The sequence below is a fragment of the Spirillospora sp. NPDC048823 genome, assembly GCF_043198445.1.
In the GTDB taxonomy this organism is placed as follows: domain Bacteria; phylum Actinomycetota; class Actinomycetes; order Streptosporangiales; family Streptosporangiaceae; genus Spirillospora.
The window spans coordinates 320,661-344,534 of the sequence record NZ_JBICUT010000005.1 but is presented as its reverse complement, the minus strand read 5'-3'; the positions used below and the strand labels follow the sequence as shown (position 1 = coordinate 344,534).

24 protein-coding genes and 1 pseudogene are annotated in these 23,874 nt (G+C 73.2%); 15 read left to right on the top strand and 10 right to left on the bottom strand.

Features of this window, described 5'->3' with window-relative positions:
* The first annotated feature begins 27 nt into the window (after positions 1–27).
* Both sufU and ACGFK0_RS15050 read left to right on the top strand, forming a co-directional pair.
* A complete protein-coding gene (sufU, locus tag ACGFK0_RS15055) occupies positions 28–486 on the top strand; it encodes a Fe-S cluster assembly sulfur transfer protein SufU (RefSeq protein ID WP_392904875.1) in 459 nt (152 codons plus the stop codon).
* Entirely contained in the window at positions 483–812 is a 330-nt protein-coding gene (locus ACGFK0_RS15050; RefSeq protein ID WP_358457933.1) for a metal-sulfur cluster assembly factor, read from the top strand. The genes sufU and ACGFK0_RS15050 overlap by 4 nt, the downstream gene beginning before the upstream one ends.
* A gap of 95 nt (positions 813–907) precedes the next feature.
* On the opposite strand, the gene ACGFK0_RS15045 is transcribed toward ACGFK0_RS15050, so the two are convergent.
* Positions 908–1,477: a hypothetical protein gene (locus tag ACGFK0_RS15045; RefSeq protein ID WP_392904872.1), complete on the bottom strand. Its 570-nt coding sequence runs from the start codon at positions 1,475–1,477 to the stop codon at positions 908–910.
* A gap of 124 nt (positions 1,478–1,601) precedes the next feature.
* Here ACGFK0_RS15045 and ACGFK0_RS15040 point away from each other — a divergent pair, with 124 nt between their 5' ends.
* Together ACGFK0_RS15040 and ACGFK0_RS15035 are read left to right on the top strand one after the other, a co-directional pair.
* Positions 1,602–2,780: a sensor histidine kinase gene (locus tag ACGFK0_RS15040; RefSeq protein WP_392904869.1), complete on the top strand. Its 1,179-nt coding sequence runs from the start codon at positions 1,602–1,604 to the stop codon at positions 2,778–2,780.
* Positions 2,777–3,454 (top strand): response regulator, encoded by a 678-nt coding sequence (locus ACGFK0_RS15035; protein ID WP_392904867.1) that lies wholly within the window; start codon positions 2,777–2,779, stop codon positions 3,452–3,454. The genes ACGFK0_RS15040 and ACGFK0_RS15035 overlap by 4 nt, the downstream gene beginning before the upstream one ends.
* A gap of 16 nt (positions 3,455–3,470) precedes the next feature.
* Here ACGFK0_RS15035 and ACGFK0_RS15030 read toward each other — a convergent pair whose 3' ends face one another.
* The 3 genes and pseudogenes from ACGFK0_RS15030 to ACGFK0_RS15020 all read right to left on the bottom strand — a co-directional run bounded on the left by ACGFK0_RS15030 (position 3,471) and on the right by ACGFK0_RS15020 (position 5,073).
* On the bottom strand, positions 3,471–3,830 hold the full coding sequence (locus ACGFK0_RS15030) for a CBS domain-containing protein (RefSeq protein ID WP_392904865.1): 360 nt from the start codon (positions 3,828–3,830) through the stop codon (positions 3,471–3,473).
* Positions 3,831–3,999: 169 nt separating this feature from the next.
* A pseudogene (locus ACGFK0_RS15025) lies at positions 4,000–4,560 on the bottom strand (EAL domain-containing protein); the annotation flags it as partial.
* Positions 4,561–4,677: 117 nt separating this feature from the next.
* Entirely contained in the window at positions 4,678–5,073 is a 396-nt protein-coding gene (locus tag ACGFK0_RS15020) for an ABC transporter permease (protein ID WP_358457924.1), read from the bottom strand.
* Positions 5,074–5,143: 70 nt separating this feature from the next.
* Between ACGFK0_RS15020 and ACGFK0_RS15015 the strand changes: the two genes are divergently transcribed.
* From ACGFK0_RS15015 to ACGFK0_RS15005, 3 genes are read left to right on the top strand one after another with little or no spacing between them, the layout of a single operon-like run.
* A complete protein-coding gene (locus ACGFK0_RS15015) occupies positions 5,144–5,782 on the top strand; it encodes an AIM24 family protein (RefSeq protein WP_392904862.1) in 639 nt (212 codons plus the stop codon).
* A complete protein-coding gene (locus ACGFK0_RS15010; protein ID WP_392904859.1) occupies positions 5,782–6,435 on the top strand; it encodes an AIM24 family protein in 654 nt (217 codons plus the stop codon). The genes ACGFK0_RS15015 and ACGFK0_RS15010 overlap by 1 nt, the downstream gene beginning before the upstream one ends.
* Before the next feature lie 9 nt (positions 6,436–6,444).
* Positions 6,445–7,200 carry an AIM24 family protein gene (locus ACGFK0_RS15005; protein ID WP_392905134.1) on the top strand — a complete coding sequence of 252 codons (756 nt, stop codon included), beginning with the start codon at positions 6,445–6,447 and terminating at the stop codon, positions 7,198–7,200.
* A gap of 23 nt (positions 7,201–7,223) precedes the next feature.
* On the opposite strand, the gene ACGFK0_RS15000 is transcribed toward ACGFK0_RS15005, so the two are convergent.
* The gene (locus ACGFK0_RS15000; protein ID WP_392904856.1) at positions 7,224–8,018 is read right to left on the bottom strand and encodes a VOC family protein; all 795 of its coding nucleotides are present in this window, start codon (positions 8,016–8,018) and stop codon (positions 7,224–7,226) included.
* Positions 8,019–8,279: 261 nt separating this feature from the next.
* Between ACGFK0_RS15000 and ACGFK0_RS14995 the strand changes: the two genes are divergently transcribed.
* The 3 genes from ACGFK0_RS14995 to ACGFK0_RS14985 all read left to right on the top strand — a co-directional run bounded on the left by ACGFK0_RS14995 (position 8,280) and on the right by ACGFK0_RS14985 (position 11,198).
* Complete coding sequence (locus ACGFK0_RS14995; RefSeq protein WP_392904853.1) at positions 8,280–9,878, top strand: ABC-F family ATP-binding cassette domain-containing protein; 1,599 nt, start codon at positions 8,280–8,282, stop codon at positions 9,876–9,878.
* Positions 9,879–9,994: 116 nt separating this feature from the next.
* The gene (locus ACGFK0_RS14990) at positions 9,995–10,207 is read left to right on the top strand and encodes a helix-turn-helix domain-containing protein (protein ID WP_021596738.1); all 213 of its coding nucleotides are present in this window, start codon (positions 9,995–9,997) and stop codon (positions 10,205–10,207) included.
* A gap of 211 nt (positions 10,208–10,418) precedes the next feature.
* On the top strand, positions 10,419–11,198 hold the full coding sequence (locus ACGFK0_RS14985) for an enoyl-CoA hydratase/isomerase family protein (protein ID WP_392904851.1): 780 nt from the start codon (positions 10,419–10,421) through the stop codon (positions 11,196–11,198).
* Between the two features lie 60 nt (positions 11,199–11,258).
* Here ACGFK0_RS14985 and ACGFK0_RS14980 read toward each other — a convergent pair whose 3' ends face one another.
* Complete coding sequence (locus ACGFK0_RS14980) at positions 11,259–13,187, bottom strand: Xaa-Pro dipeptidyl-peptidase (protein WP_392904848.1); 1,929 nt, start codon at positions 13,185–13,187, stop codon at positions 11,259–11,261.
* A 260-nt stretch (positions 13,188–13,447) separates the two neighbouring features.
* On the opposite strand from ACGFK0_RS14980, the gene ACGFK0_RS14975 reads away from it, so the two are divergent.
* The gene (locus tag ACGFK0_RS14975; RefSeq protein WP_392905130.1) at positions 13,448–15,472 is read left to right on the top strand and encodes an ABC transporter ATP-binding protein; all 2,025 of its coding nucleotides are present in this window, start codon (positions 13,448–13,450) and stop codon (positions 15,470–15,472) included.
* Positions 15,473–15,503: 31 nt separating this feature from the next.
* On the opposite strand, the gene ACGFK0_RS14970 is transcribed toward ACGFK0_RS14975, so the two are convergent.
* Positions 15,504–16,466 (bottom strand): sulfotransferase family protein, encoded by a 963-nt coding sequence (locus tag ACGFK0_RS14970; RefSeq protein ID WP_392904845.1) that lies wholly within the window; start codon positions 16,464–16,466, stop codon positions 15,504–15,506.
* A gap of 144 nt (positions 16,467–16,610) precedes the next feature.
* Between ACGFK0_RS14970 and ACGFK0_RS14965 the strand changes: the two genes are divergently transcribed.
* From ACGFK0_RS14965 to ACGFK0_RS14955, 3 genes are all read left to right on the top strand, one after another.
* Positions 16,611–17,378 (top strand): NAD-dependent deacetylase, encoded by a 768-nt coding sequence (locus ACGFK0_RS14965; RefSeq protein ID WP_392904843.1) that lies wholly within the window; start codon positions 16,611–16,613, stop codon positions 17,376–17,378.
* Positions 17,379–17,577: 199 nt separating this feature from the next.
* Complete coding sequence (locus tag ACGFK0_RS14960) at positions 17,578–18,564, top strand: LD-carboxypeptidase (RefSeq protein WP_392904840.1); 987 nt, start codon at positions 17,578–17,580, stop codon at positions 18,562–18,564.
* Entirely contained in the window at positions 18,561–19,451 is an 891-nt protein-coding gene (locus tag ACGFK0_RS14955; RefSeq protein WP_392904838.1) for a hypothetical protein, read from the top strand. The genes ACGFK0_RS14960 and ACGFK0_RS14955 overlap by 4 nt, the downstream gene beginning before the upstream one ends.
* A 4-nt stretch (positions 19,452–19,455) precedes the next feature.
* Here ACGFK0_RS14955 and ACGFK0_RS14950 read toward each other — a convergent pair whose 3' ends face one another.
* A complete protein-coding gene (locus ACGFK0_RS14950; RefSeq protein WP_392904835.1) occupies positions 19,456–20,085 on the bottom strand; it encodes a YitT family protein in 630 nt (209 codons plus the stop codon).
* A gap of 93 nt (positions 20,086–20,178) precedes the next feature.
* Here ACGFK0_RS14950 and ACGFK0_RS14945 point away from each other — a divergent pair, with 93 nt between their 5' ends.
* A complete protein-coding gene (locus tag ACGFK0_RS14945; protein ID WP_392904832.1) occupies positions 20,179–21,645 on the top strand; it encodes a PLP-dependent aminotransferase family protein in 1,467 nt (488 codons plus the stop codon).
* 19 nt (positions 21,646–21,664) lie between these two features.
* On the opposite strand, the gene ACGFK0_RS14940 is transcribed toward ACGFK0_RS14945, so the two are convergent.
* The gene (locus tag ACGFK0_RS14940; RefSeq protein WP_392904830.1) at positions 21,665–22,099 is read right to left on the bottom strand and encodes a CBS domain-containing protein; all 435 of its coding nucleotides are present in this window, start codon (positions 22,097–22,099) and stop codon (positions 21,665–21,667) included.
* Positions 22,100–22,236: 137 nt separating this feature from the next.
* On the bottom strand, positions 22,237–23,850 hold the full coding sequence (locus tag ACGFK0_RS14935) for a phytoene desaturase family protein (protein ID WP_392904828.1): 1,614 nt from the start codon (positions 23,848–23,850) through the stop codon (positions 22,237–22,239).
* Between the last annotated feature and the right edge of the window lie 24 nt (positions 23,851–23,874).

The window sequence follows — 23,874 nt, the reverse complement described above, 5'->3', positions numbered from 1 at the left end:
TAGCGAGAAAGGCTTGGAAAGGACGACATGCAGCTGGAGGCGATGTACCAGGAGGTCATCCTGGACCATTACCGCAACCCGCATCACAAGGGGCTGCGGGAGCCGTTCGAGGGGGAGGCCCACCACGTCAACCCGACCTGCGGTGACGAGGTGACGCTGCGCGTCCACCTGGACGGCGACGGTCAGGACGCGACGGTCGCCGACGTCTCCTACGACTCCATGGGCTGTTCGATCAGCCAGGCCAGCACCTCGGTGATGGCCGATCTGATCATCGGAAAGTCCGTCAAGGAGGCGATGGCGGTCGGGGAGGAGTTCCTGGCGCTGATGCAGTCGCGCGGCCGGGACGTCGAGCTCGACGAGGACCTCCTGGAGGACGCCATCGCCTTCGCCGGGGTGTCGAAGTACCCCGCCAGGATCAAATGCGCCCTGCTCGCCTGGATGGCGTGGAAGGACGCGACCGCCCGCGCACTCGGAGAGGCAACATGACCGATACGCCCGCCACCGGCACCGTCCCCGACGAAGAGATCCTCGAGGCGCTCAAGGACGTCGTCGACCCCGAGCTCGGCATCAACGTCGTCGATCTCGGCCTGGTGTACGGCGTCAGCCTCGCCGACGAGGTCGCCACCCTGGACATGACGCTCACCAGCGCCGCCTGCCCTCTCACCGACGTGATCGAGGACCAGACGCACAGCGCGCTGGAGGGCCTGGTCAAGGACGTCAAGATCAACTGGGTCTGGCTGCCGCCGTGGGGTCCCGACAAGATCACCGACGACGGCCGCGACCAGCTGCGCGCCCTCGGCTTCAACATCTGACCCGCGCCGCGCACGGCCGATCCGCGCCACGTGCAGAGGCCGTACCCCGCCCCGGGGTGCGGCCTCTTCGCATGCCGTGCTCCGGCCGGGCGGGTTCAGTCCGGCGGCTTGGGCCGGGCCGGCCAGAGGGTGTGGGTGACCGGCCACAGCGACCAGATCGCCAGGACCAGCCCGAGGCGGCCGAGCCAGCCCCGCAGGGCCTCCGTCCGGCCGGCGTCGCCGACGAGGACGATCATCGCGGCGAGGAGGCCGCAGGCGATGGCGGTGGCGATGGCGGCCTTGCCGAACTCGCGCCATTCGTAGCGGGTGCGTGCCCGGCCGTACTTCGGCCTTCCGCGGGGCGGCGGGCCGCCGGCGAAGCGGTGCGCGAAGCGCTCGTCGGCCCAGCGGACCATGCTGTGGCCGAACGCGATCGAGTAGCCGAGGTACGCGGCGGCCAGGCCGTGGCCCGCGCCGGCGGTCGCGCCGCCGCGCAGGTCGATCACCGTCGCGGCCAGCAGGACGAGATCGACCAGCGGGACGCAGAGCAGGAGCGCCGCGCCGGTCCGCCGCATCCGCAGCGGGTAGCGGGCGAGGAGGCCGGCCGCGAGCACGCCCCAGAAGCCGATCTCACAGCCGACGATGATCGCGATGAGCACGTGGAATCCCTTCTCGCCTGGTTCCATCGTGCGAGCCTTCGAACGGCCGGTCGTCGTCCAGGGTGAGGTTTCGCGTGTCGTCCGAAGGATGTACGCGGGCCTCCTCGCGTGGATGGACGAGGCTCGGCCGCGGGGATGCTGAGATGTAGGCGTGCACAATGTCCGACGTCTCACCACCCGCCAGGACGCGCTGATCGCCGCGGCGGCGCTCGCCGGGGGCCTGCTGATGCTCGCGGTACACGGGTACTCGGCGTGGTCCCCGGAGTGGGATCCCCCGGCCCGGGTGCGGCTCGTCCCGCTGCTCGGGCTGTGCTCGACGATGCTGCTGAGGCGGACCGCGCCGCTCGCCGGGCTGGCCCTGGCGACGCCGTTCAACTTCACCGACGTGCTCCTCGGGCCGAGCATCGCCACGGCGATGATCTACGGCGACGCTCTGTACGCGGCGAGCGTGTACGGGCGGCGGCGGACGGCCGAGTGGCTGCTCGCGACGACCGTCCTGGCGTCGCTGGCGGTGGCGGCCGGCACGATGATCGCGTTGCGCGAGTTCCCCGCCGGCGTCGTCGGGGGAGCGGTCGCCGGGCTGGTCTGGGTGGCGCCGGTGCTGACCGCGATGGCCGTCCGGGAGCACCGGTTCCGGGCGGAGGCGGAGCGGCAGCGCGCCGAGCAGGTGGCGCGGCTGGCCGAGATGGACCGGCTCGCCGCGGTCAACGCCGAGCGCGCCCGGATGGCCCGCGAGCTGCACGACGTGGTCGCCAACCATCTGAGCGCCGTGGCCCTGCACTCCTCGGCCGTGCTGAAGGTCCGCGACCTCGACCGAGACGGTATCGAGCGGGCCATGGAGGTCATCCGTGAGAACAGCGTGCGGGGTCTCGCCGAGATGCGCCGGATGATCGGGCTGCTGCGGGACGGGGACTCCGCGGATCCGGCGGCCCGGCCGCGGTTGTCGGAGCTGGAGCCGCTCGTCCGGCGCACCGCGCGGCCGGACCTGTCGGCGGGCCTGGAGATCGCCGGGGAGCCGCCCGAACTGCCCGCCGCGGTCGAGCTGGCCGCGTACCGGATCGTCCAGGAGTCGCTGACGAACGCGCTGAAGCACGCCGGGCCGGGGCGCGCCGAGGTCCGGGTCGAGTACACGCGGCGGTGCGTGGTGATCGACGTGCTGAGCCCGCTCGGGCAGGACGGGTCGCGGCTGCCGGGCACGGGCAGCGGGCTGGTCGGGATGCGCGAGCGCACCGCGATGCTGGCCGGGGAGTTCGACGCGGGGCCGGAGGGCGGCCGGTGGCGCGTGCACGCCGAGCTGCCGGTCGGCCACCAGGTCGCGGAGGCGTCATGATCGAGGTGCTGGTCGCCGACGACCAGGCGGCGGTGCGGGCCGGACTGGTGCTGATCCTCGGCGCGGCCCCGGACCTCCGGGTGGTCGGCGAGGCCGCCGACGGCGCGGCGGCGGTGGAGCTGGCCCGTGAGCTGCGCCCGGACGTGGTGCTGATGGACGTCCGCATGCCCCGCCTGGACGGCATCGCCGCGACCCGGGAGATCGCGGGCTTCACCGACGTGCTGGTGCTGACGACGTTCGACATGGACGAGTACGTGTTCGGGGCGCTGCGGGCGGGCGCCGCCGGGTTCCTGCTCAAGGACGTCGACGCCGACCGGCTGGTGGAGGCGGTGCGGACCGTCGCGGCCGGGGAGGGGATCATCGCGCCGAAGGTCACCCGGCGGCTGATCGGCGCGTTCGCGTCCGGGCCCGCGGCCCGGCCGCCCGCGCCGGGCCTGTCGGAGCTGACGCCGCGGGAGCGGGAGGTGTTCGCGTGCCTCGGTGCGGGCCTGTCGAACGGGCAGATCGCGGCACGCCTGAACATGGCCGAGACCACCACCAAGACGCACGTCAGCCGCATACTCGGGAAACTCGGGCTGACCAGCCGCGTCCAGGCGGCCATCCTCGCGCAGGAGACGGCCGCCTCCGGGCTTTCCGGGCCCGCTCCCGGCGAAGGATCACCCGGGACGGTCTGACGCGGCAGGCGCGATCTCAGCGCGACAGGCCGCGGATCAGGTCGGCGACGCGGACGATTCCCAGGCAGCGGCCCACCTCGTCCACCACGACCAGGTCGTCGTAGACGCGCTCGTCCTCCTTCCCGGCGGCCCGCAGCGCCGCGACCGCCGGGACGGTCCGCGGCACCGGGCGGGGCGGGTCGGCCAGCCGCGCGGCAGGCCTGCGGGCGTGCAGCGCGTGCCCGTAGGCGCCGGACAGCCTCAGCAGGAAACGCGTCCGGTCCACGGCGCACCGGGGGCGCTGCCGTTCGTCGACCAAGACGATGCTGGTGATGCCGGTCTCGGTGTTCAGCGCGTCGAGCACCTCGCCGGCGGTCGCCGTGTGGGACATGGTCACCGCGGGCAGCGTGAACTCCGAGACCCGGGGCCCGAGCCCCAGGTCCGCCCGCGCGGGCTCCTCGCGGGCCGCGACCGGGATGGTGACCGGCGCCCCCCGGCAGCCATCCCGGCGGTGCCAGCGCGGGACCCTGGACGAGGCGCACACCGGCGTCGCGCATGTGCAGCACCTGCTCCCGCGTCGCCATCTGCGGGGCCAGGACGTGCGTCTCCAGGCGGTGCGCCAGCTCGACCAGGCTCCGCACGAGCGCCGCCCGGCGCGGCTCGGCGACCGACCTGCGCGCCAGGTCCGGGTCGAGTTTCAGCAGGTAGGACGCACCGTCCGCGAGAAGGTCCAGCGGTGCGTGGGCGGCGCCGAGACCGGCCAGCGCGACGAGGTAGCCGGCCCCCCGCAACCGGGCCAGCGCGGCGGTGACGGGCGGGCGCATCGCGGGCGGGAAGCCGCCCGCCACGCAGATGATGACCTCCTGCGGGCGCCGGCCGGTGTCGCCGAGGCCGTGGTGCAGCTCGGCGAGGAGGTCGTCGCCGCCAGAGAGCGTCTCGGCGCGCAGGCCGATCTGCAGCGGCAGCGGGGTCCCGAGACCGGCGGCGGCGCGGGCCGCCTCCACGGCGCGGCGCACGTCCTCCGCGGCCGGATCGAACCGCATCGGGCCGGCCGGGCCCGGCGGCGCCGCGTGCGCCTCGACGGCGACGACGGTGCCGGTGCCGAGGTCGACGACGGGCCGGAACACCGCCCGGGCCGGGAGAAGGGCGTCTGGGACTTCGACGGCTGACACAGCCGCATCATGCCGCCCGCCACGCCCTGAAAACGGACTTGTAGGAAGAAGTTAACCCACAGTTCGCGCGGGTCAGAGGCCGCGGCCGCCGGCGAGGGCCGACAGGAAGTAGGTCACCCCCGCGACCGCGGCGAGCCACACGTAGGCGGTGATGTCGGCGCCGCGCAGCGACTGGACGATCAGCGCGCCGACCACCGCGACGGTCAGCACGTCGCCCGTCATCGCGGCGGCCCGCAGGTGCGCGCGGGCCCGGGTGCCGGACCCGAAGCCCTCGCTGACCGGCAGCGCCGGTTCGTTGCGCCGGTACGCCAGGTACGCCGCGTAGCCGGCCAGCGCGGCGAGCGCGACCAGGGCCGTCCCCGACCGCCCGTCGGCGGCGAGCACGGCCCCGACCACCACACCGGCGCTCAGGACGAGCCCGGGTACGGCCCACCGGCCGAGGCTGCGGCGTTCGGGAGCGATCCACATGGTCCTCATCCTTCCCGATCCGGGGTGAAGGCGAGCCGTCAACGCGCCGGGGCCTGTATCTTCTCGCTCCGTGGCGCAATTTCGGATGAACGGCTCGAAGATGCTCGCCGTCGACCTCGGCGGCGAGACCATCAGGGCGCTGAACGGGTCCATGGTCGCCTACGAGGGCCAGATGGCGTTCAAGCGGCAGGGCATGACGGGCGGCGAGGGGCTTCGCGGCGCCCTCAAGCGCAAGATCGCCGGTGAGGGCATGACCCTCATGGAGATCACCGGGCAGGGGACGGTCTACCTGGCGAACGAGGCGACGGAGGTCACGCTCGTCCAGCTCACCGGCGACACATTGTTCGTGGAGTCGGAAAGCCTCCTCGCCCTCGACGGGAATCTGCAGACCGGCGTCCATTTCGTCGGGCTGCGGGGCATGGGGACGGGCCAGGGCCTCGCCACGACCAAGGTGGAAGGCCACGGGACGGTCGCCGTCCTGTCGGAGGGGCCGGCGATCGCGCTGGAGGTGTCGCCCCAGTCGCCGCTGTGCGTCGACCCCCACGCCTACGTCTGCCATCACGGCCGGCTCCAGCAGGACGTGGTCACCGACGTCAACTGGCGCACGGTGATCGGCCAGGGATCGGGGGAGAGCGTGCAGTTCCGGTACTCGGGGCACGGGCTGGTGTACGTCCAGCCCTCCGAACGCGGCGGAATTCTGGAGATCTGATGCCGGGCTACCAGTCGATCAATTCGAAGATGCTCCAGGTGCCGATCGGGCCGGGCCAGGAGGTCTACAGCAAGCGCGGCGCGATGCTCGGCTACACCGGGCCGGTCTCGTTCGCCCCGTCCACCACCGCCGGGCAGGGCATCGGCGGCACCATCGGACGCGCCGTCGCGGGCGAGCGCTCCGCGATGATGCACGTCACCGGGCAGGGCAGCGTCCTGTTCGGCCACGGCGGGCTGGAGGTCACCGTCGTCGACCTGAACGGCGCCGAGACGCTCTACGCCGAGGCCGACCGGCTGCTCGTGCACGACGCGTCCCTGCAGGTCGGCACCATGTTCATGGGCGAGCAGGGCGGCGTGCGCGGCATGGTCCGCGGCGCGGTCACCGGGCAGGGCCTGTTCACCACGACGCTCATGGGGCACGGCTCGTGCGCGCTGCTGTCGCACGGCGGCGTGATGGAGCTGCCGATCAGCCCGCAGCGACCCGTCCACGTCGACCCGCAGGCGTACGTCGCGCACCGCGGCCAGGTGGAGAACAAGCTCACCACGGCGGTCGGCCTGCGCGAGATGATGGGGCGGGGCTCCGGCGAGGGCTTCCAGCTCCAGCTGAGCGGCACCGGCGTCGTCTACGTCCAGGCCAGCGAGAGGAAGATCTGACCCGTGAGCATGTTCGGCACGCAGACCTGGAACGCCGGGACGCTCCCGTCCAACGACAACGTCAACCCCTACGCCTTCAGCGTCGACCTCAACGGGCAGTGGTTCGCGCAGAAGGGCAAGATGATCGCCTACTACGGGCAGGTCAAGTTCGAGGCGCTGTCGGCGGGGCCGCTGGACGCCCTCGTCGCGCGCTCCTTCAACTCCCCGCTCTACGCGCAGGACTGGATCGTCGCGCAGGGCCAGGGCAAGCTCGTCCTCGCCGACCGCGGGTTCGATGTCAACTCCTTCGACCTCGACGACGGCAACCTGACCGTCCGGGCCGGGAACCTCCTGGCGTTCGAGCCGGGCCTCGATCTCAAGCAGTCGATCATCCCGGGGTTCCTGACGCTGATCGGCACGGGACGGTTCGTGGCCGCCTCCAACGGCCCCGTCCACTTCGTCGAGCCGCCGATCAGGATCGACCCGCAGGCGCTGCTCGGCTGGGCCGACTGCCCGTCCCCGTGCCACCACTACGACCACTCCTACATGCGCGGCGCGTTCGGCGCCGCCCGGATGGTCCTCGGCATCGGCGGCTCGTCCGGCGAGGAGCACCAGTTCGACTTCACCGGTGCGGGCACCGTGCTGATGCAGTCGTCCGAGGTCGTGATGCGCGAGGACGTCCTGCTGCGCGACCTCGAAGGCCAGATCGGCCTGGTCGGCACATCCGGGCTCCAGCGGCTCCAGCAGACGATCACCCAGCGGCTCGCCGCCGAACGCCAGGGCTGAGCGAGGCGTGACCGGGCGGCCGGTCACGCCTCGGGTTCGGGTGCGGGCCTGCCCACGTTGAACGGGACTCCGAACGGGTCGCGGACGGCGGCGTACCGGCCGTACGGGCTGTCCACCGGCTCGGCGTCGACCGTGCCGCCGGCGTCCCGGACCGTCCGGACCGCCGCGTCGGCGTCGTCGACCGCGAAGGTCGTCGTCCAGGACGGGACCCGAGGGCCGCCGCCGCCGAGGGCGATTCCGGACCCGCCCTGGATGCCGCCGACGTAGCGGCCGTCGGGGCGGCGCAGGATGAAGTAGTCCATGTCGCCCGGCATCGGCTCCAGTTCGTACCCGAACAACGCCTTGTAGAACTCGCAGGCGGGTCCCGAGTCGGGGGTGACGAGCTCGTTCCAGACGAACGACCCCGGCTCGTTCACGATCCGGGAACCGGGGTGCGCGCGGCCCTCCCACAGGCCGAACTGCCCGCCCTGCGGGTCCCTGAGGACCGCCATGCGGCCGAGGTCCATCACGTCCATGGCCGGGACGACGACCTCCGCGCCCGCGTCCGTGGCGCGCTTGACGACGCCGTCGCAGTCGTCGGCGGCGAAGTAGACGGCCCACCAGTACACGTCCGGCTGGTCCTCCGGGTTCAGCATCATCCCGGCGACGGACTCGCCGCGCAGGAGGCACTGGTTGTAGTGCCCCGCCTCCGGGCCCGCGTCCTGGAACTCCCAGCCGAGGAGCGTCCCGTAGAACGTCCTGGCGCGGTCGATGTCGGGGACGCCGATGTCGAGCCAGTTCGGCGTCCCCTCCGGCGCGTTGCTCGTGACCTGGGTCATCCCGCCCACACTCCTTCGTGTCGTTCCGCCGCACGCCCGTCACCTCCATCCTGGCCACGGGCCCGGGGTTCACACTTCGGATCCGCATGGACCGGCGCGGGACCGGCGGCGGGGCGGGGCTCGCCGCCCATCCCGTACACTGGACGCATGGTTCCGCTCCCGAATTGACAGTGCGCCCAGCGCGCCCCGGTCCCACGGTGACCGAGAGGCGCGCTTCTTCGTGCCTGTCCTCCGAGCCGTCCGTCAGGGGAGCCTGTCACTGTGATCATCGCGAAAGACATCGAGCTGCGCGCCGGACCCCGGCTGCTGATCGAGACCGCCACGTTCCGGGTCAACCCCGGCGACCGGGTGGGTTTCGTCGGCCGCAACGGCGCCGGCAAGACCACCCTCACCAAGGTGCTGGCCGGGGAGGCGCTGCCCGCGCAGGGCGCCGTGACGTCCTCCGGCACCATCGGCTACCTGCCGCAGGACCCCCGTGACGTCGACCTCGCGGAGCTGGCCCGCGACCGGATCCTGTCCGCCCGCGGGCTGGACGAGGTCATCCGCAGGCTGCGCGCCGCCGAGGACGCGATGGCGACCGCGTCGGGCGCCGACCGCGACAAGGCCGTCCGCCGGTACGGCCGGCTGGAGGAGCGGCTGCACGTGCTCGGCGGCTACTCCGCCGAGGCCGAGGCCGCCTCGATCGCCTCCAGCCTCGGCCTGCCGGACCGGGTGATGACCCAGCCCCTCGGGACGCTGTCGGGCGGTCAGCGGCGCCGCGTGGAACTGGCGCGCATCCTGTTCTCCGGCGCCGACTCGCTGCTGCTGGACGAGCCGACCAACCACCTGGACGCCGACTCCATCGTCTGGCTCCGCGACTTCCTGAAGTCCCACCAGGGCGGCCTCGTCGTGATCAGCCACGATGTGGAGCTGCTGGACGCCGTGGTCAACCGGGTGTTCCACCTGGACGCCAACCGCAGCGTGGTCGACATCTACAACGTCGGCTGGAAGAAGTACCTGGAGCAGCGCGAGACCGACGAGCGGCGCCGCAAGCGCGAGACGGCCAACGCGCAGCGGCAGGCGTCCGCGCTGCTGTCGCAGGCCGACAAGATGCGCGCCAAGGCCACCAAGGCCAAGGCGGCCCAGCAGATGGACCGGCGCGCCAGGAGCCTGCTGGCGGGCGTCGAGGGCGAGCGGCGGGCCGACAAGGTCGCCAAGATCCGCTTCCCGGAACCGGCACCGTGCGGCAAAACCCCCCTCACCGCGGAGGGTTTGTCGAAATCGTACGGATCTTTGGAGATTTTCACCGACGTGGACCTGGCCGTCGACCGGGGCAGCCGCGTCGTCATCCTGGGCCTGAACGGCGCGGGCAAGACGACGCTGCTGCGGCTGCTGGCGGGGGTCGACGAGCCCGACACCGGGTCGGTGGTGGCCGGTCACGGCCTGCGGGTCGGCTACTACGCCCAGGAGCACGAGACCCTGGACGTCGAACGGTCCGTCCTGGAGAACATGCAGTCGGCCGCGCCCGGCATGGCGCCCGTCGAGGTCCGCAAGATCCTCGGCTCGTTCCTGTTCTCCGGCGACGACGTCGACAAGCCCGCGGGCGTCCTGTCCGGCGGCGAGAAGACCCGGCTGGCGCTGGCGATGCTGGTGGTGTCCAGCGCGAACGTCCTGCTGCTCGACGAGCCCACCAACAACCTCGATCCCGCCAGCCGCGCGGAGATCCTCGGGGCGCTGCGGACGTTCGCCGGGGCGATCGTCCTGGTGACCCACGACGAGGGGGCCGTCGACGCGCTCGCACCGGAAAGAGTGATTTTGCTCCCGGATGGTGTGGAAGACATCTGGAGTGACGAGTTTGCCGATCTGGTGGCGCTCGCGTGACCTGCGGGGTGACTTCCGCAGATCTTTTCTGGCCGAGTGGGTAGCCGAACCGGCGGGAATGACTGATCATGGCGGGGGATAACGCAGCGGTCACCACATCACTACGGGAGGTACTCGTGGCCGAGACCCTTAAGAAGGGCACCCGCGTGACCGGTGCCGAGCGCGACAAGCTGGCGGCGGACCTGAAAAAGAGGTACGACTCCGGCGAGAGCATCCGCGCCCTGGCAGCCGCCACCGGCCGCTCGTACGGTTTCATCCACCGGATTCTGACCGAGTCCGGCGTCAACCTGCGCGGTCGCGGCGGCGCGACCCGGGGCAAGAAGTCCTGAACGGACACCGGCCCCCGGATGAGCGCACCGCCTGAACCGGCGCCGCGACCGGCCGAGTAAGGTTCGGTCGCGGCGGCGGACAGGCGCCGGGTCCCGCCCCGTGGACGGCGGGGCGGGCCCGTGGTGCTCATCGAAAGGGAGGCCAATGGCGGACGCGAATACGGACGGACGGCCGGTAACGGTCACGGACCCGGCGGTACTCGATCGGGCGGTGCCCGATCAGCCGGTGCTCGACCAGTCCGTGCTTGATGAGGGCGGGCTGCGGTTCGACGTGGACGGCGCCGTCGCGACCGTCACGCTGAACCGGCCCGAGCGGCGCAACGCGATGACGTTCGCGACGTGGCGCGGTCTCGCCGCGATCGGCCGCTCCCTGCCCGCCGATGTCCGCGTCGTCGTCCTGCGGGGCGAGGGCCCGAGCTTCTCGGCGGGCATCGACCTCGGCATGTTCTCCGGCGAGGGCGACGGATTCACCGACGGCTCCGACGCCGATGCCACCGACCGGTTCATCGCGGAGCTGCAGGAGGGCTACACCTGGCTGCGGCGCCCCGAGATCGTCACCGTCGCGGCGGTGCACGGCCACGCGATCGGCGGCGGCTTCCAACTCGCGCTGGCGTGCGACATCCGCGTGATCGCCGACGACACCAAGTTCTGCATGAAGGAGCCCGCGCTCGGGCTCGTCCCCGACCTGACCGGCACCAAGCCGCTCGTCGAGATCGTGGGCATCGGGCGGGCGCTGGAGCTGTGCCTCACCACCCGCACCGTGCTCGCCGAGGAGGCGTCACGGCTCGGTCTCGCCGAGGTGGTCGTCCCCCGCGACGGCCTGGACGACGCCGTCCGCGACCTGGTCACCGCGCTGCTGGCGGTGAACCCGGGCGCGGCCGTCGCCACCAAGCGGCTGCTGTGGCAGGCCGCCGAGAACACCCTCGAAGAGCAGTGCGCCGCCGAGCGGCACGAGCAGATCGGCCGGCTGCGCGAGCTGTTCACGCGCTGATCACCGGGTGGCGGCGGGCCCGCCCCACGGGCGTCCCATGGGGCGGCCCGCCGCGTCCGGCTATCTCAGGGCCCTGTGGCCGCCTCCGGCGAGCGGCAGCAGAATCCGGCTGACGCCCGGCTCCACGGTGACCTCGGTCCCGGCCGGGTAACGCAGCGTGTAGTCGTAGTCGGTGGACAGCACGATCACGCCGAGCCGGTGGCCGGGCTCCACCGTGTAGTCGGCCGGCTGGAGGTCCCACCTGAAGGTGTAGGTCCGGCCGGGCCTGATCGGCTCCGTGCGGCCCGGATCATGGCGGTTCCGCGCGTCCAGCCAGCCCCGCGTGATGATCTTGTAGGGGGCCGTCTCGGTCTCCAGGGCCTGGCGGGTGGTGCAGCCGTCGTCGCCCGGCACGCCCTGGCCGTAGCAGACCCGCTCACCGGTGTCGGCGCGGCGGCCCGTGGGGCGGGTTCCGGTGCCGTAGTCGACCAGCAGCGCCGTCAGGTACGGCGAGCGCCCGTCGAGGGACGCGCGGAGAGTGATCCCGGGTGTGCCGTTCACCCGGACGGGCGCGGACAGCGGCGGCGTCAGGAACGCCAGGCGTCCCGGGTCGGCCCGGTCCTCGTGGGCGAGCAGCTGCTCGGCGGTGCGGGTCCTGCCCTCGTCGGCGAACGACTGCGTCGCGCCGCGGCGGGGCCGCAGGGCCAGCCTCCCGGGCTGCCCGGACGGGCCGGCGTTCAGGGCGAGCGGCACGGTGCGGGTTCCCGGGACGGGCCAGTCCCGCGCCGTCTCCCACGTCCCGTCCGCGTGCTGGACGTCGACGCGGGGCTCGTGCTCGATGCCGTTGCGGATGCCGTGCAGGTAGCGGTCGAACCAGCGATGCGTCTGGCGCAGCCACTCCTCGACACGCCAGCGGAACGGTGTCGCGTGGCTGCCCTGGTGCAGCCACAGCTTGAGGGGGACACCGGTCTTCTTCAGGGCGTTCCACCACTGGACGGAGTTCTTCGTCTTCACGTTCCAGTCGTTCAGGCCGTGCACGACCATGACCGCGGCCCGCACGTTCTTCGCCTGGCCGACGTAGTCGCGGGCGGCCCAGACGTCGCCGTAGTCGCCGGTCACGCGGTCCTGTGCCGCCTCGATCTCGTCGATGATCTCCGCGCAGACCTCGGGGTTCTCCCGGGTCAGCACGTACTTGGCCAGGACGTCCAGGTCCTCGCCCTGGAAGCCGCCGGGGGCGAGCACACCGCCGTTCGCGCGGTAGTAGTCGTACCAGCTGGAGATGGCAGCGATCGGGACGATGGCCTTCAGCCCCGTCACGCCGGTCGCGGCGGCCATGTTCGGCAGCGTCCCGTTGTAGGACTGCCCGATCATGCCGACGTCGCCGGTCGACCAGTCCGCCGTGACGGGCGTCCCGTCCGGTGCCCAGCCGCGGGCGCGGCCGTTCAGCCAGTCGACCGCCGCCTTGGCGCCGGCCTGCTCGCTGCGGTCCCCGGACGTCGGGCAGCCGGTGGAGCCGCCCGTCCCGATGCTGTCCAGGTCGGCGACGGCGTATCCGCGCGGCAGGAAGTAGTTGTCGTAGTACCCGGGGAACAGGGCCGCGAGGTCACGCCGGGGGGCGGCGAAGGCCCCGGCCCGCGCGTCGCCGATGTCGACGGGGTGGTTGACGACGTCGTTGCCGCCGGCCCAGTACGGGCTCGGCTCCAGGATCGTCGGGACCTTGAGGCCGGCGGTGTCGGTCTCCTTCGGACGCATGATCCGCATCTGCACGCGGTCCCGGACGCCGTCCCTGTCGCTGTCGGCCGTCGTCTCGATGTCGACGGTCTGGGTGACGGCGTCGGCGCGGGAGAAGACCGGCTGCGTCTCGCCGTCCTTCACGGTGAGCTTCGGGGCGGCGCCGGGCGGCGAGGACCCGGTGGGGCCGGCCGCCCCGGCGGGGAGCGCGGTGAGGGCGAGCAGCGCGGCGGTGAGGGCGGCCACGCCGGCGCCGCCTCGCGGGAGGCGTCGTGTCATCGGGGCTCCTGGGGGGTGTGAGCCTGACATAGGGGGTTGATCACTTTTACTCCGCGAGTGATGCGAAGTCCACCGTCCTCCGGCCCCCACCCACCACCGGTCAACGGGCGAGCTCTGGTTACGCCAGGAGCGGACGCGGGAAGGGGGGCCGCCCGGTGCGCGTTGTCCCGGCCGGATACTGAGATGCTTACTTGATTACGTTCCATGCGCGGCCGCGGCTCCCGCGGGCCGCGCGGCGAACCTCGGAGGCGTTTGTGGGAATGCCGGGAATGCCGGGCAACGGCTGGCAGGTGATGGCCTCGTTCCGCAAGGACAGCAGCGTCACCCAGCAGAAGCTCAAGCCCGGCACGGTCGGGCGGATCGCGGGGTACGCCCGTCCCTACGTCCGGGAACTGGGGCTGTTCCTCGCCCTGAACTCCCTGTCCGCGCTGATCGTCGTCGCGAACCCGCTGCTGCTGAAGGCGATCATCGACCGCGGCATCGTGCCGGGGCGGCAGAGCCTGGTCGTCTGGCTCGCCGTCGCCGTCGCCGGGCTCGCGCTGGTGGAGGCCGTCCTCGGCCTGGTCCAGCGCTGGTACTCGGCACGCGTCGGCGAGGGCCTCATCTACGACCTGCGCAGCCAGGTCTTCGCGCACGTCCAGCGGCAGCCCGTCGCGTTCTTCATGCGGGCGCAGACCGGCTCGCTCGTCAGCCGCCTCAACAACGACGTCATCGGCGCGCAGCGCGCCCTCACCACCACGCTGTCGTCGGTGGTCTCCAACGTGATCAGCCTGATCCTGGTGGTGGCCACCATGCTGATCCTGTCGTGGCAGGTCACGCTGATCGCGCTGCTGCTGCTCCCGATCTTCATCCTGCCGGCCAAGTGGGTCGGCAAGCGCCTCCAGCGCGTCAGCCGCGAGCAGATGGTGCTGGACGCCGAGATGGGCTCGCTGATGACCGAGCGGTTCAACGTCGCGGGCGCGATGCTGGCCAAGCTGTACGGGCGGCCCGCCGAGGAGGAGGAGAACTTCTCCGGGCGCGCCGCGCGGGTCCGCGACATCGGCATCATCGCGGCCATGTACGGCCGGGTCTTCTTCACCGCGCTGACGCTCGTCGCGGCCCTGGCCACGGCCATGGTCTACGGCGTCGGCGGCGCGCTCGCCGTGAACGGCGCCCTGGAACTCGGGACGCTGGTCGCGCTCGCGACCCTGCTGACCCGGATGTACGGGCCGCTCACCGCCCTGTCCAACGTCCATGTGGACGTCATGACCGCGCTGGTCAGCTTCGACCGCGTGTTCGAGGTGCTCGACCTCAAGCCGCTGATCCGCGACCGTGACGGCGCCCGCACCCTCGGCGAGGCACGCGGGTCCGACGGGAACGGCACTCGCCTGACCAAGGAGCCCGAGGCCGCCGACTTGACCAAGGCCACCAGCTTGACCAAGGCGACCAAGGCGACCGGGGAGTCGGGGAGCCGGGGCGCGCCGTCGGTCGAGTTCGACCACGTCCGGTTCGCCTATCCGTCGGCGGAAGAGGTGTCGCTGGCCTCGCTGGAGTCGATCGCGCGCACCGACACCGCCCCCGGGCGCGAGGTCCTGCACGACATCGACTTCACCGCCGAGCCCGGCCGGCTCGTCGCGCTCGTCGGGCCGTCCGGTGCGGGCAAGTCGACGATCACGCACCTGGTGTCGCGGCTGTACGACGTCAGCGAGGGCGCGGTGCGGATCGGCGGCGCCGACGTCCGCGACGTCACGCTCGATTCGCTGCGCGCCGAGATCGGCGTGGTCAGCCAGGACGCGCACCTGTTCCACGACTCGATCCGCGAGAACCTGCGCTACGCCCGCCCGGACGCCTCCGACGAGGAGATCCACGCGGCGCTGGAGGCCGCGCGCATCGGCGACCTCGTCGCCGAGATGCCCGAGGGGCTCGACACCGTCGTCGGCGACCGCGGCTACCGCCTGTCGGGCGGGGAGAAGCAGCGTCTCGCGATCGCCCGGCTGCTGCTGAAGGCGCCGTCCGTGGTGGTGCTGGACGAGGCGACCGCGCACCTGGACTCCGAGTCCGAGGCGGCCGTGCAGCGGGCGCTGCGCACGGCGCTGGCCGGGCGGACGTCCCTGGTGATCGCGCACCGGCTGTCGACGATCCGGGAGGCCGACCTGATCCTGGTGATCGACGACGGCCGGGTCGCCGAGCGCGGGCGGCACGAGGAACTGCTGCTCCAGGGCGGCCTGTACGCCGAGCTGTACCGCACCCAGTTCGCGCACCAGCGCGACGAGGAGCGCCAGACCGAGCCGCTCGGCGCGGAGTGACGGCGCCGGCCGGGCCGGCCGCCCGGCGGTCTCAGATGCCGGAGCCGAGCTGGTAGCCGAGCCGCCGCAGCTCGGTCCCGGCGACCTTCTCGACCTGGGCGGCCTGCCGCGGGGTCAGGCGGTCCCGCCACGCGCCGACACCGTGGCCGGGGTCCGGCGCCCCGACGCGGACCAGCCCCGACAGGGCCGTCCTGGACAGCGGGGCGTCCAGGTACCTCGACAGCTCCGCGCCCACGCGGCGCGGGCCGGCCACCAGTTCCTCGTAACGGACGGTGAACAGCTGGTCCTCCGGGACCTGCAGGCGGAGTTTCGCGCTCAGCCGCACCGAGCCCCGCCAGCGCAGCGCGCACTTGACGGCGGTCGCGGCGCGCGGCCACCGGTTCCGCTCGGTATGGTCCTCGACGCCGAGGAACGGGTTGGGGAACACCGTGTCGAGGTTGGCCAGGCCCGGCTTGAACCAGGCCAGGCAGCGCTCGTCGTCCAGCATGTCGGCGACGACGTCGCGGCCGTCCCGGATCACCTGGACGAGCTGGGCGTCGGGGAAGGCGTCCAGCAGCACGTCGGTGCTGTAGATCAGGTCGGGGGACGCGTCGGCGAACCGGGCCAGCCCGCGCGGCTCGACGCACGGCTCCGGGAGGTCGCCGCCCTGCCCGGGACGGTCGGCGGCGGGCTGCCGCGGCGGCAGTCCGGCCAGCTCACGGCATTCGTCCGGGCACTCCGCGCAGGCGCGGGCGGAGACCAGCCACGCCTCGGCGTAGGCGTCGCGGAGCACCCGCGCCGCGCCCTTCCCGCGCTCCGTCGCGATCGACGGCTGCCGGGCGAACGCGTAGGTGACGCGCAGTACACCGGGACGGCCCGTCGTCAGATGGAAGCCGGGGGAGCGCTTGACCGCGCGCGCCAGCAATCCCGCACCCGAGTGCGGCGCGCCCAGGATGAACACCGGGCGGCGGACCTTGGTGCCGTTGATCACCAGGATGTGCGGCGTCGACCTCATACGGGGCCAAGTTTGTCACCTTTTGAGGTCTGCTCCATCCGTGACCCTCCGTAAGGGCCGACCGATATCCATCTGTTAGACAGGGCCGACCCGTTCGGACCCGGCCGGAACGTGCGGTGCCGCCCGGCATCTACCATGGGAAGGGTGGACGCTCCCCTGACGCTCGCCGAGTTTCTGCCGAAGGCCGAGGCGATCACGGTCCTCACCGGCGCCGGGATATCCACCGACAGCGGCATCCCGGACTTCCGCGGTCCGCAGGGCGTCTGGACGAAGGACCCGGCGGCGGAGGCGATGTCCACGATCGGCGCCTACCTCGCCGACCCGGAGGTGCGGCGCCGCGCCTGGCGGTTCCGGCGCGACAACCCGCTGTGGGACGCCGAGCCGAACGCCGCGCACGCCGCCCTCGTCGAACTGGAGCGGGCCGGACGGCTCCGCGCCCTGATCACCCAGAACATCGACGGACTGCACCAGCGCGCCGGGTCGGGCGCCGCGGCGGTCATCGAGCTCCACGGCACCGTGCGGGACGCCGTCTGCCTGTCCTGCGACCTGCGCACCCCGATGCCGGAGGTCCTCAAGCGGCTCGACGCGGGCGAGGACGACCCGCCGTGCGTGGAGTGCGGCGGCATCCAGAAGTCCGCGACGATCTCGTTCGGCCAGGCGCTGGACCGGGACGTCCTGGACGCGGCGGTCAGCGCGGCGCGCTCCTGCGACCTGTTCCTGGCCGTGGGCACGTCGCTGACCGTCCAGCCGGCCGCCGGGCTGTGTCTGGAGGCCGTCGACCACGGCGCCCGCCTGGCGATCATCAACGCGGAGGAGACGCCGTACGATGGGCTGGCCGACGCGGTACTGCGCCGGCCGGTCGGCGAGACCCTGCCGCGGCTCGCCGGCATCGCGCTCGGCACCGGGCGATGATCTGTTGGCGGGTCGTGACCGTGCGCCTCTTCCACTGGCGTCCGGATCCTGACAAGCTCTATCCGTCGCGGTGCGAGGAGGGATCGGGTTGAAAAGCGGGGGCGCCCGCGCGAAGGCGGTCCAGGGACCGGCCGACGCGCCCGCCGTCGGCATGCCCGACGGACTGCCGCGAACGCGACAAACCCGCAGGTATAGGCGGTTGCGACCCGGCGACAGGGTCGCGGTCGTCGCCCCGAGCGGCCCCGCCGAGCCCGCCCGCCTGGAGGCGGGCTGCGCCGTTCTCCGTGACCTGGGCCTTGACGCGGTGGTCGGAAAGCACGCCCTCGACCGAGTCAACCTCGGCTCGCCGGGCCCCGTCCGCGACGACTGGCACCGGCTCGCCGGAGGCGACGCCGACCGGGCCGCCGACCTCCAGGCCGCCTGGTGCGACCCGCGCGTCCGCGCGGTGATCTGCGCGCGCGGCGGCTACGGCGCCACCCGCGTCCTCGACCATCTCGACTGGGACGCCCTGAGCGCCGCGGCGGAGGCGTCCGCGGCGTCCGGCGGCGGCCCGAAGATCCTGCACGGCTCCAGCGACATCACGGCCCTGCACGCCGCTTTTGGAACGCGCCTTTCCGTCACGACGTCGTTCGGACCCATGCCCGCCGGCGTGATCGCCGACCTGGGCCCCGCACTGTCGAACGGCGGTCCCGACGGCACGCTGGACGGTCTCCGCGCCGCGCTGTTCGGCGGCCCGGTGGCACTGCCCGGCACGCACGCGCTGCGTCCGGGCCGCGCGGAGGGTCCGCTCACCGGCGGCACCCTGTCGCTCCTCGCGGCGCTCCTCGGCACCCCGTACGCACCGCCGCCCGCCGCGGGCCGCATCGTCTTCCTGGAGGACGTGGCCGAGGCGCCGTACCGGATCGACCGCATGCTCGTCCAGCTGCTCCAGGCCGGATGGTTCGACGGCGCGGCCGGGATCGCGCTCGGCTCCTGGCGGGACTGCGGCGACCCCGCCGAACTCGACTCGGTGTTCGCCGCGCGGCTCGGGCCGCTCGGCGTCCCGGTCCTGGCGGGCGTCCCCGCCGGGCACGGCCCGCACCAGCGCACACTGGAACTCGGCGCCTTCGCCGTGCTCGACACGACCGCACTGGGCCCCCCGGACGCGGCCGCGCTCACCCTTCGAGCGCCGGGAGGTGCGCGATGAGAGGCCGCCACGCCCGTCCCGAACCCGCGGATGACGGGACCCTCGACTCGCTGCTGGTGCTGGTGGCCGAGAGCCTCGGCTACTCCTGCCACCGCGCGCCCGGCGAGATCATGCTGCTGGAGGGCGCCCAGCGGCTGCCGGTGAGCATGCGCGACCTGCGCCAGCTCGCCCGTCTGGTGCCCCGCGACGACTGGCCGGCGCTGGTGTCCGACCATGTCACCACGATCGTCACGGCGATGGAGGAGCCGCTCGACCTGAGCGACTTCGACCTCGCCCAGCATCTGCTGCGCACCCGCATCTACCCCGCCGAGGCCGACAACGGCGTGCTGGCGGCGCGGTCGTTCGCACCCGGCCTGATCGAGGTCGTGGTCGTCGACACGCCCACCTCCGTCCGGACCGTCAGCACCGACGAGATGAACGGCTGGCCGGTCTCCGGCGACGCGCTGTTCATGCTCGGCCGCTCCAACGTCCGCGCCGACGGGCCGCTCCAGGTGGACGAGCAGGACCTCGGCGGCGTCCGCGTCTCGGTCCTGCACGGATGGACGTTCTACGCCGTGACCCACCTGGCCTGGCTGGAGGAGTACCTGCCGATCGGGCCGTACGGCGCGCTGGTCATCGCCCCGAACCGCAGCCTGATCGTCGCGCATCCGCTCCGCATCAACGAGGGCTGCCCGAGGGCCCGCTACCGCGCGGCCGTGGCGGCGGCCAACGAGTTGCAGGCCCAGGCCCACCGCGCCTACGAGGACGGGCCGGGCTCCCTCAGCCCGCACCTGTACTGGTGGCGCGCCGGGGAGCTGTCTTACCTGGAGACCCGCTACGAGGGCGGTTCGCTGGTGCTGCCGGAGGAGTTCTCCTCCGTCCTCGCCACCTTGGCCGCCGAGCGCTGAACGATCAAGCGCGGGCGGCTTCGGGTTCGGGGCTCGGGGCCGGCTCGGAGACGCGGGGCTTGATCGTCAGCACGGGCAGCAGGACGTGCGTCAGCGGGCCGATCGCGACGGCGTACAGGACGGTTCCGATGCCGACGGTGCCGCCGAGCAGCCAGCCGGTGGCCAGCACGGTCAGCTCGATCCCCGTCCGGACCACCCGGAGGGAGTGACCCCGCGCCGCGATCCCGGTCATCAGGCCGTCGCGCGGGCCCGGACCGAGCCCGGCGCCGATGTAGCAGCCGGTCGCGAAACCGCCCACCAGGACGGCGGTGACCAGGTACGCCCAGCGCACGCCGAGCGCCTCCGGGGTGGGCAGCAGCCAGAGGAACAGGTCCGCGAAGACGCCGATGAGGACGACGTTGCTGATCGTCCCGGTGCCGGGCCGCTGCCGCAGCGGGATCCACGCGAGCATCACCAGTGCGCCGGCGATGATGATCCAGGCGCCGATCGACAGGCCGAAACGCCGGGACAGGCCCTGGTGGAGGACGTCCCACGGGTCGTTCCCGAGGCCCGACGACACCTGCAGGGCGATCCCGAGCCCGTACAGGGCCAATCCGATATAAAGCTGCACCAGACGGCGTGCCATCAAGGCCATTATTCGCTCCTTCACTCAGAACCGGCCATCTTCCTGCATACCTTGGCCCGAGTGGACTGGTTTCTATAGGGCCAATATGCGAAAGTGGCTTAGGTGAGCACTCGATACGTGAGCGGACCGCATCTGGCCCGGCTGCTGGGGGACGTGTCGCGCGAACGCCCCGTCTACGCGGCGCTGGCCCGGTCGGTGCGCGCCCTCGTCCTGGACGGGCGGCTCGCGCTGCGGACCAGGCTGCCCGCCGAACGCGACCTGGCCGCCGCCCTCGGCGTCAGCCGCACCACCGTGACCGCCGCCTACGACCGGCTCCGCGACGAGGGCTACATCGAGAGCCGCCAGGGCGCGGGAAGCTGGACGGTCCTGCCGCCGATTCGGATGTCGCCGGCCGAGACGCGGAGCACGCCGCCCGGCGGCCGGTTCGGCAAGGCGCACCCGGTACCCGACGACCCGGCGTTCATCGATCTCGGCTGCGCCACCCCCGGCGCCCCGGCGGTCTTCGGCGAGGCCGTCGCCGCCGCCGTCGACGAACTGCCCCGCTACAGCTCCGGCCCCGGCTACGAGCCCGCCGGGCTGGCGAGCCTGCGCCAGGTCATCGCGGACCGGTACACGGCGCGCGGCGTCCCCACCCGGTCCGACCAGATCATCGTCACCACCGGCGCCCAGCACGCGCTCACGCTGCTGTCACAGGCCCTCATCGAGGCCGGTGACGCCGTCATGGTCGAGCGTCCCACCTACCCGCACGCGCTGGAGGGGCTGCGCCGCCGCGGCGCCCGGCTCGTCCCCGTCGGCGTCAACGAGGGCTGGGACGTCGAGCTCGCCGCGGGCGCCATGCGGCAGGCCGCCGTCCGGATGGCGTACACGATCCCCGACTTCCACAACCCGACCGGGCTGCTGATGGCGTCCGCCGACCGGGCCGCGCTCGTCGACGCCGGCCGACGCGCCGACGCGCTCCTGGTCGTCGACGAGACCTTCGCCGAGCTGGGGCACGACCCGGACGCGCCGCGCGAGCCGCCGCTGGCCTCCTTCGACTCAGGCGGACGCGTCGTCACCATCGGCTCGGCGTCGAAGCTGATGTGGGGCGGCCTCCGGATCGGCTGGATCCGCACGACCGCGCCGATGGCCCGCCGCCTGGTGCTGGCCCGCGAATCGTCCGACATGGCCAGCCCGGTACTGGACCAGCTGATCGTCCGGGAGCTGCTGCTGCGGGTGGACGAGGTCCGCGCCGAGCGGGCGGAGAGCCTGCTGCGCGGCCGTGACGCGCTCGCCGGGGCACTGCGCGAGCGTCTGCCGGGCTGGGAGTTCCGGCTGCCCGCCGGCGGCATGTCGCTGTGGGCGCGGCTCGGCGCACCGGTCGCCTCCGCGCTCGCGGAGGCGGCCGAGCGGCTCGGCGTCCGGGTCGTGGCCGGCCCGGTGTTCGGCGTGGACGGCGTCCTGGAGGACTATGTCCGGCTGCCGTACGTCCTGCCGCCGGACACGCTCCGCCTGGCCGTGGAACGCCTGGCCCAGGCCTACCGCGAGGCCGAGTCGGCTCCGGCCGGCCGTCTCCTTCCCGCCTACGTCTGACCCGGGAGCGGCGGAACCCCTACGGTGCCCGCTGGATGTAGTCCACGAGATGTTCGCGTTCGCTCTCCAGTTCGTCGATGGCGCTCTTGACCACGTCGCCGATGCTGACGATCCCGACGAGGCGTCCGTCCTCGGTGACGGGCACGTGCCGGAAACGGTGCTCGGTCATGGCGTGGCGCAGGTCCTCCACCTTGTCGGCGGGGCCGCAGGTGCGCACCTCCACGGTCATGATGTCGGAGACGGGGCGGTCGAGCAGCGCCGCGCCGCGCTCGTGCAGGGACCGCACGACGTCGCGTTCGGAGGCGATGCCGGCGATCGACGCGCCGTCCGGCGAGACCACCACCGCCCCGATGTTGTGCTCCGCCAGGACGGCGAGCAGCTGCCGCACGGTGGCGTCGGGCCGCACCGTGGCCACCGTGTCTCCCTTCCTCCGCAGGATGTCGCGAATCCGCATGCCTCACGCTCCGGTGCCGGTTCGGGGCCCGTGGGACGACGGCCGCCGGGGGCGGGGGCCGGTCGCCGGGCTTGTCCTGCCAAGGTCGCATGTTCCGGCCGCCGGGAAAACCCCGCGGCGGTAAACCCCTGCACGGGTTAGGGGGCGAGGAGGCGGCTCAATGCGCCGAGGGCGGGAGTCAGGAGGCGGCCCGCCGGGGAGGCGTGGACGAGGGCGGCCCGGGCGGCGTTGGCGCCGCAGGCGCCGTGCACACCGCCGCCGGGATGGGCGGACGCGGACGCCAGGTACAGGCCGGCGACCGGCGTCTCGGCGCGGCCGAGGCCGGGGACGGGACGGAGCACCAGTTGCTGGTGGAGCATCGCCGTGCCGCCGTTCAGGGCGCCGTTCAGCAGGTTGGCGTTGTGCTCCTGGAACGCGGGCGGCCCCGTGACCCGGCGGCCGGTGATCCGGGAGCGGAAGCCGGGCGCGAGTCGTTCCACGACGTCCTCCATGCGCGCGGCCATGGCGGTCCGCTCGCGTTCGTCCCAGGCTCCGGTGATGCCGTCGGGGCCCGCGTCGGCCTTCACCCGGTGCGGCACGTGGGTGTAGGCCCAGACCGACTCGGTTCCGGCGGGGGAGCGGGAGGGGTCGGCGGTCGTCATCTGGCCGAGGAGCGCGAACGGCTCGGACGGGACGCGGCCGGTGGCGAGCTGCGCGCTGTAGTCGCTCAGCGCGTCCATGCCGGGGGACAGGTGGACGGTCCCGGCCCGCGCCGCGCCGGGGGACGCCCAGGGGATGGGGCCCGACAGCGCCCAGTCGACCTTGAAGGTGGCATGGTCCCAGTCGAAGCGCCGCATGTCGGCGCGGAGCGAGCCCGGAAGGTCGGACCAGTCGACCAGGCCGCCGTAGAGGAGGGGCGCGGCCACGTCCGCCAGCACGGCCTTGACCGCGCGCACCGGCTCACGGGACGCGGTGCGGACGCCCAGCGCCCGGCCCCCGCGAACGATCACCGACGCGACGGGCGTGTCGCACCGGACGCGTCCGCCGCGCGACTCCAGCCGCCGCACGAGCGCCGCCGTCAGCTCGCCCGCGCCGCCCTCGGGCACCGGCCAGCCGTACCGCTGCCCGATCATGGCGAGGAGCCAGCCGAACACCGAGCTGCCGGTGGTCTCCGGCAGCATGTCGGTGTGCAGCGCCGACCCGGTGAGCAGCAGCGGGCCGCCGGGTCCGGTGAACTCCCGCTCGCCGAACGTGCGCGCGGGCGTCAGCAGGTCGCGCATGACGCGGAGCCCGCCCGCGCGCCGTGCCGACACCGCCAGGGGGAGCGCGGCGCGGACGGGCGGGAACGGGGTGAACAGGGCGCGCAGGACGTCCTCCCCCATCTCGTCCCACAGCCCGCAGAGCCGCAGCCACGCCTCGCCGTCGCCCGCGCCGAGCGCGTCGAGCCCGTCGGCCGTCGCGTCCGCGTCGCGTTCGAGGACGGCGCAGCGTCCGTCCGGCAGCGGGTGCGCGAGGACGGCGGGCGCGTGCCGCCAGCGCAGCCCGTGCCGTTCGAGCTCCAGGGCGCGCATCGCGGGGGACGCGACGCCGAGCGGGTAGAACGCGCTGCACAGGTCGCTGACGTAGCCGGGATGGACGCCCCGGTCGCTGCGGACGGCCCCGCCCGGCTCCGGCTGCGCTTCGAGGACCTCCACGTCCCAGCCGGCGTCCGCCAGCATGTTGGCGGCGACGAGCCCGTTCGGTCCCGCGCCGACGACCACGGCGTCCGCCATGTGGTACCGCCTCCCCGGTGAGTG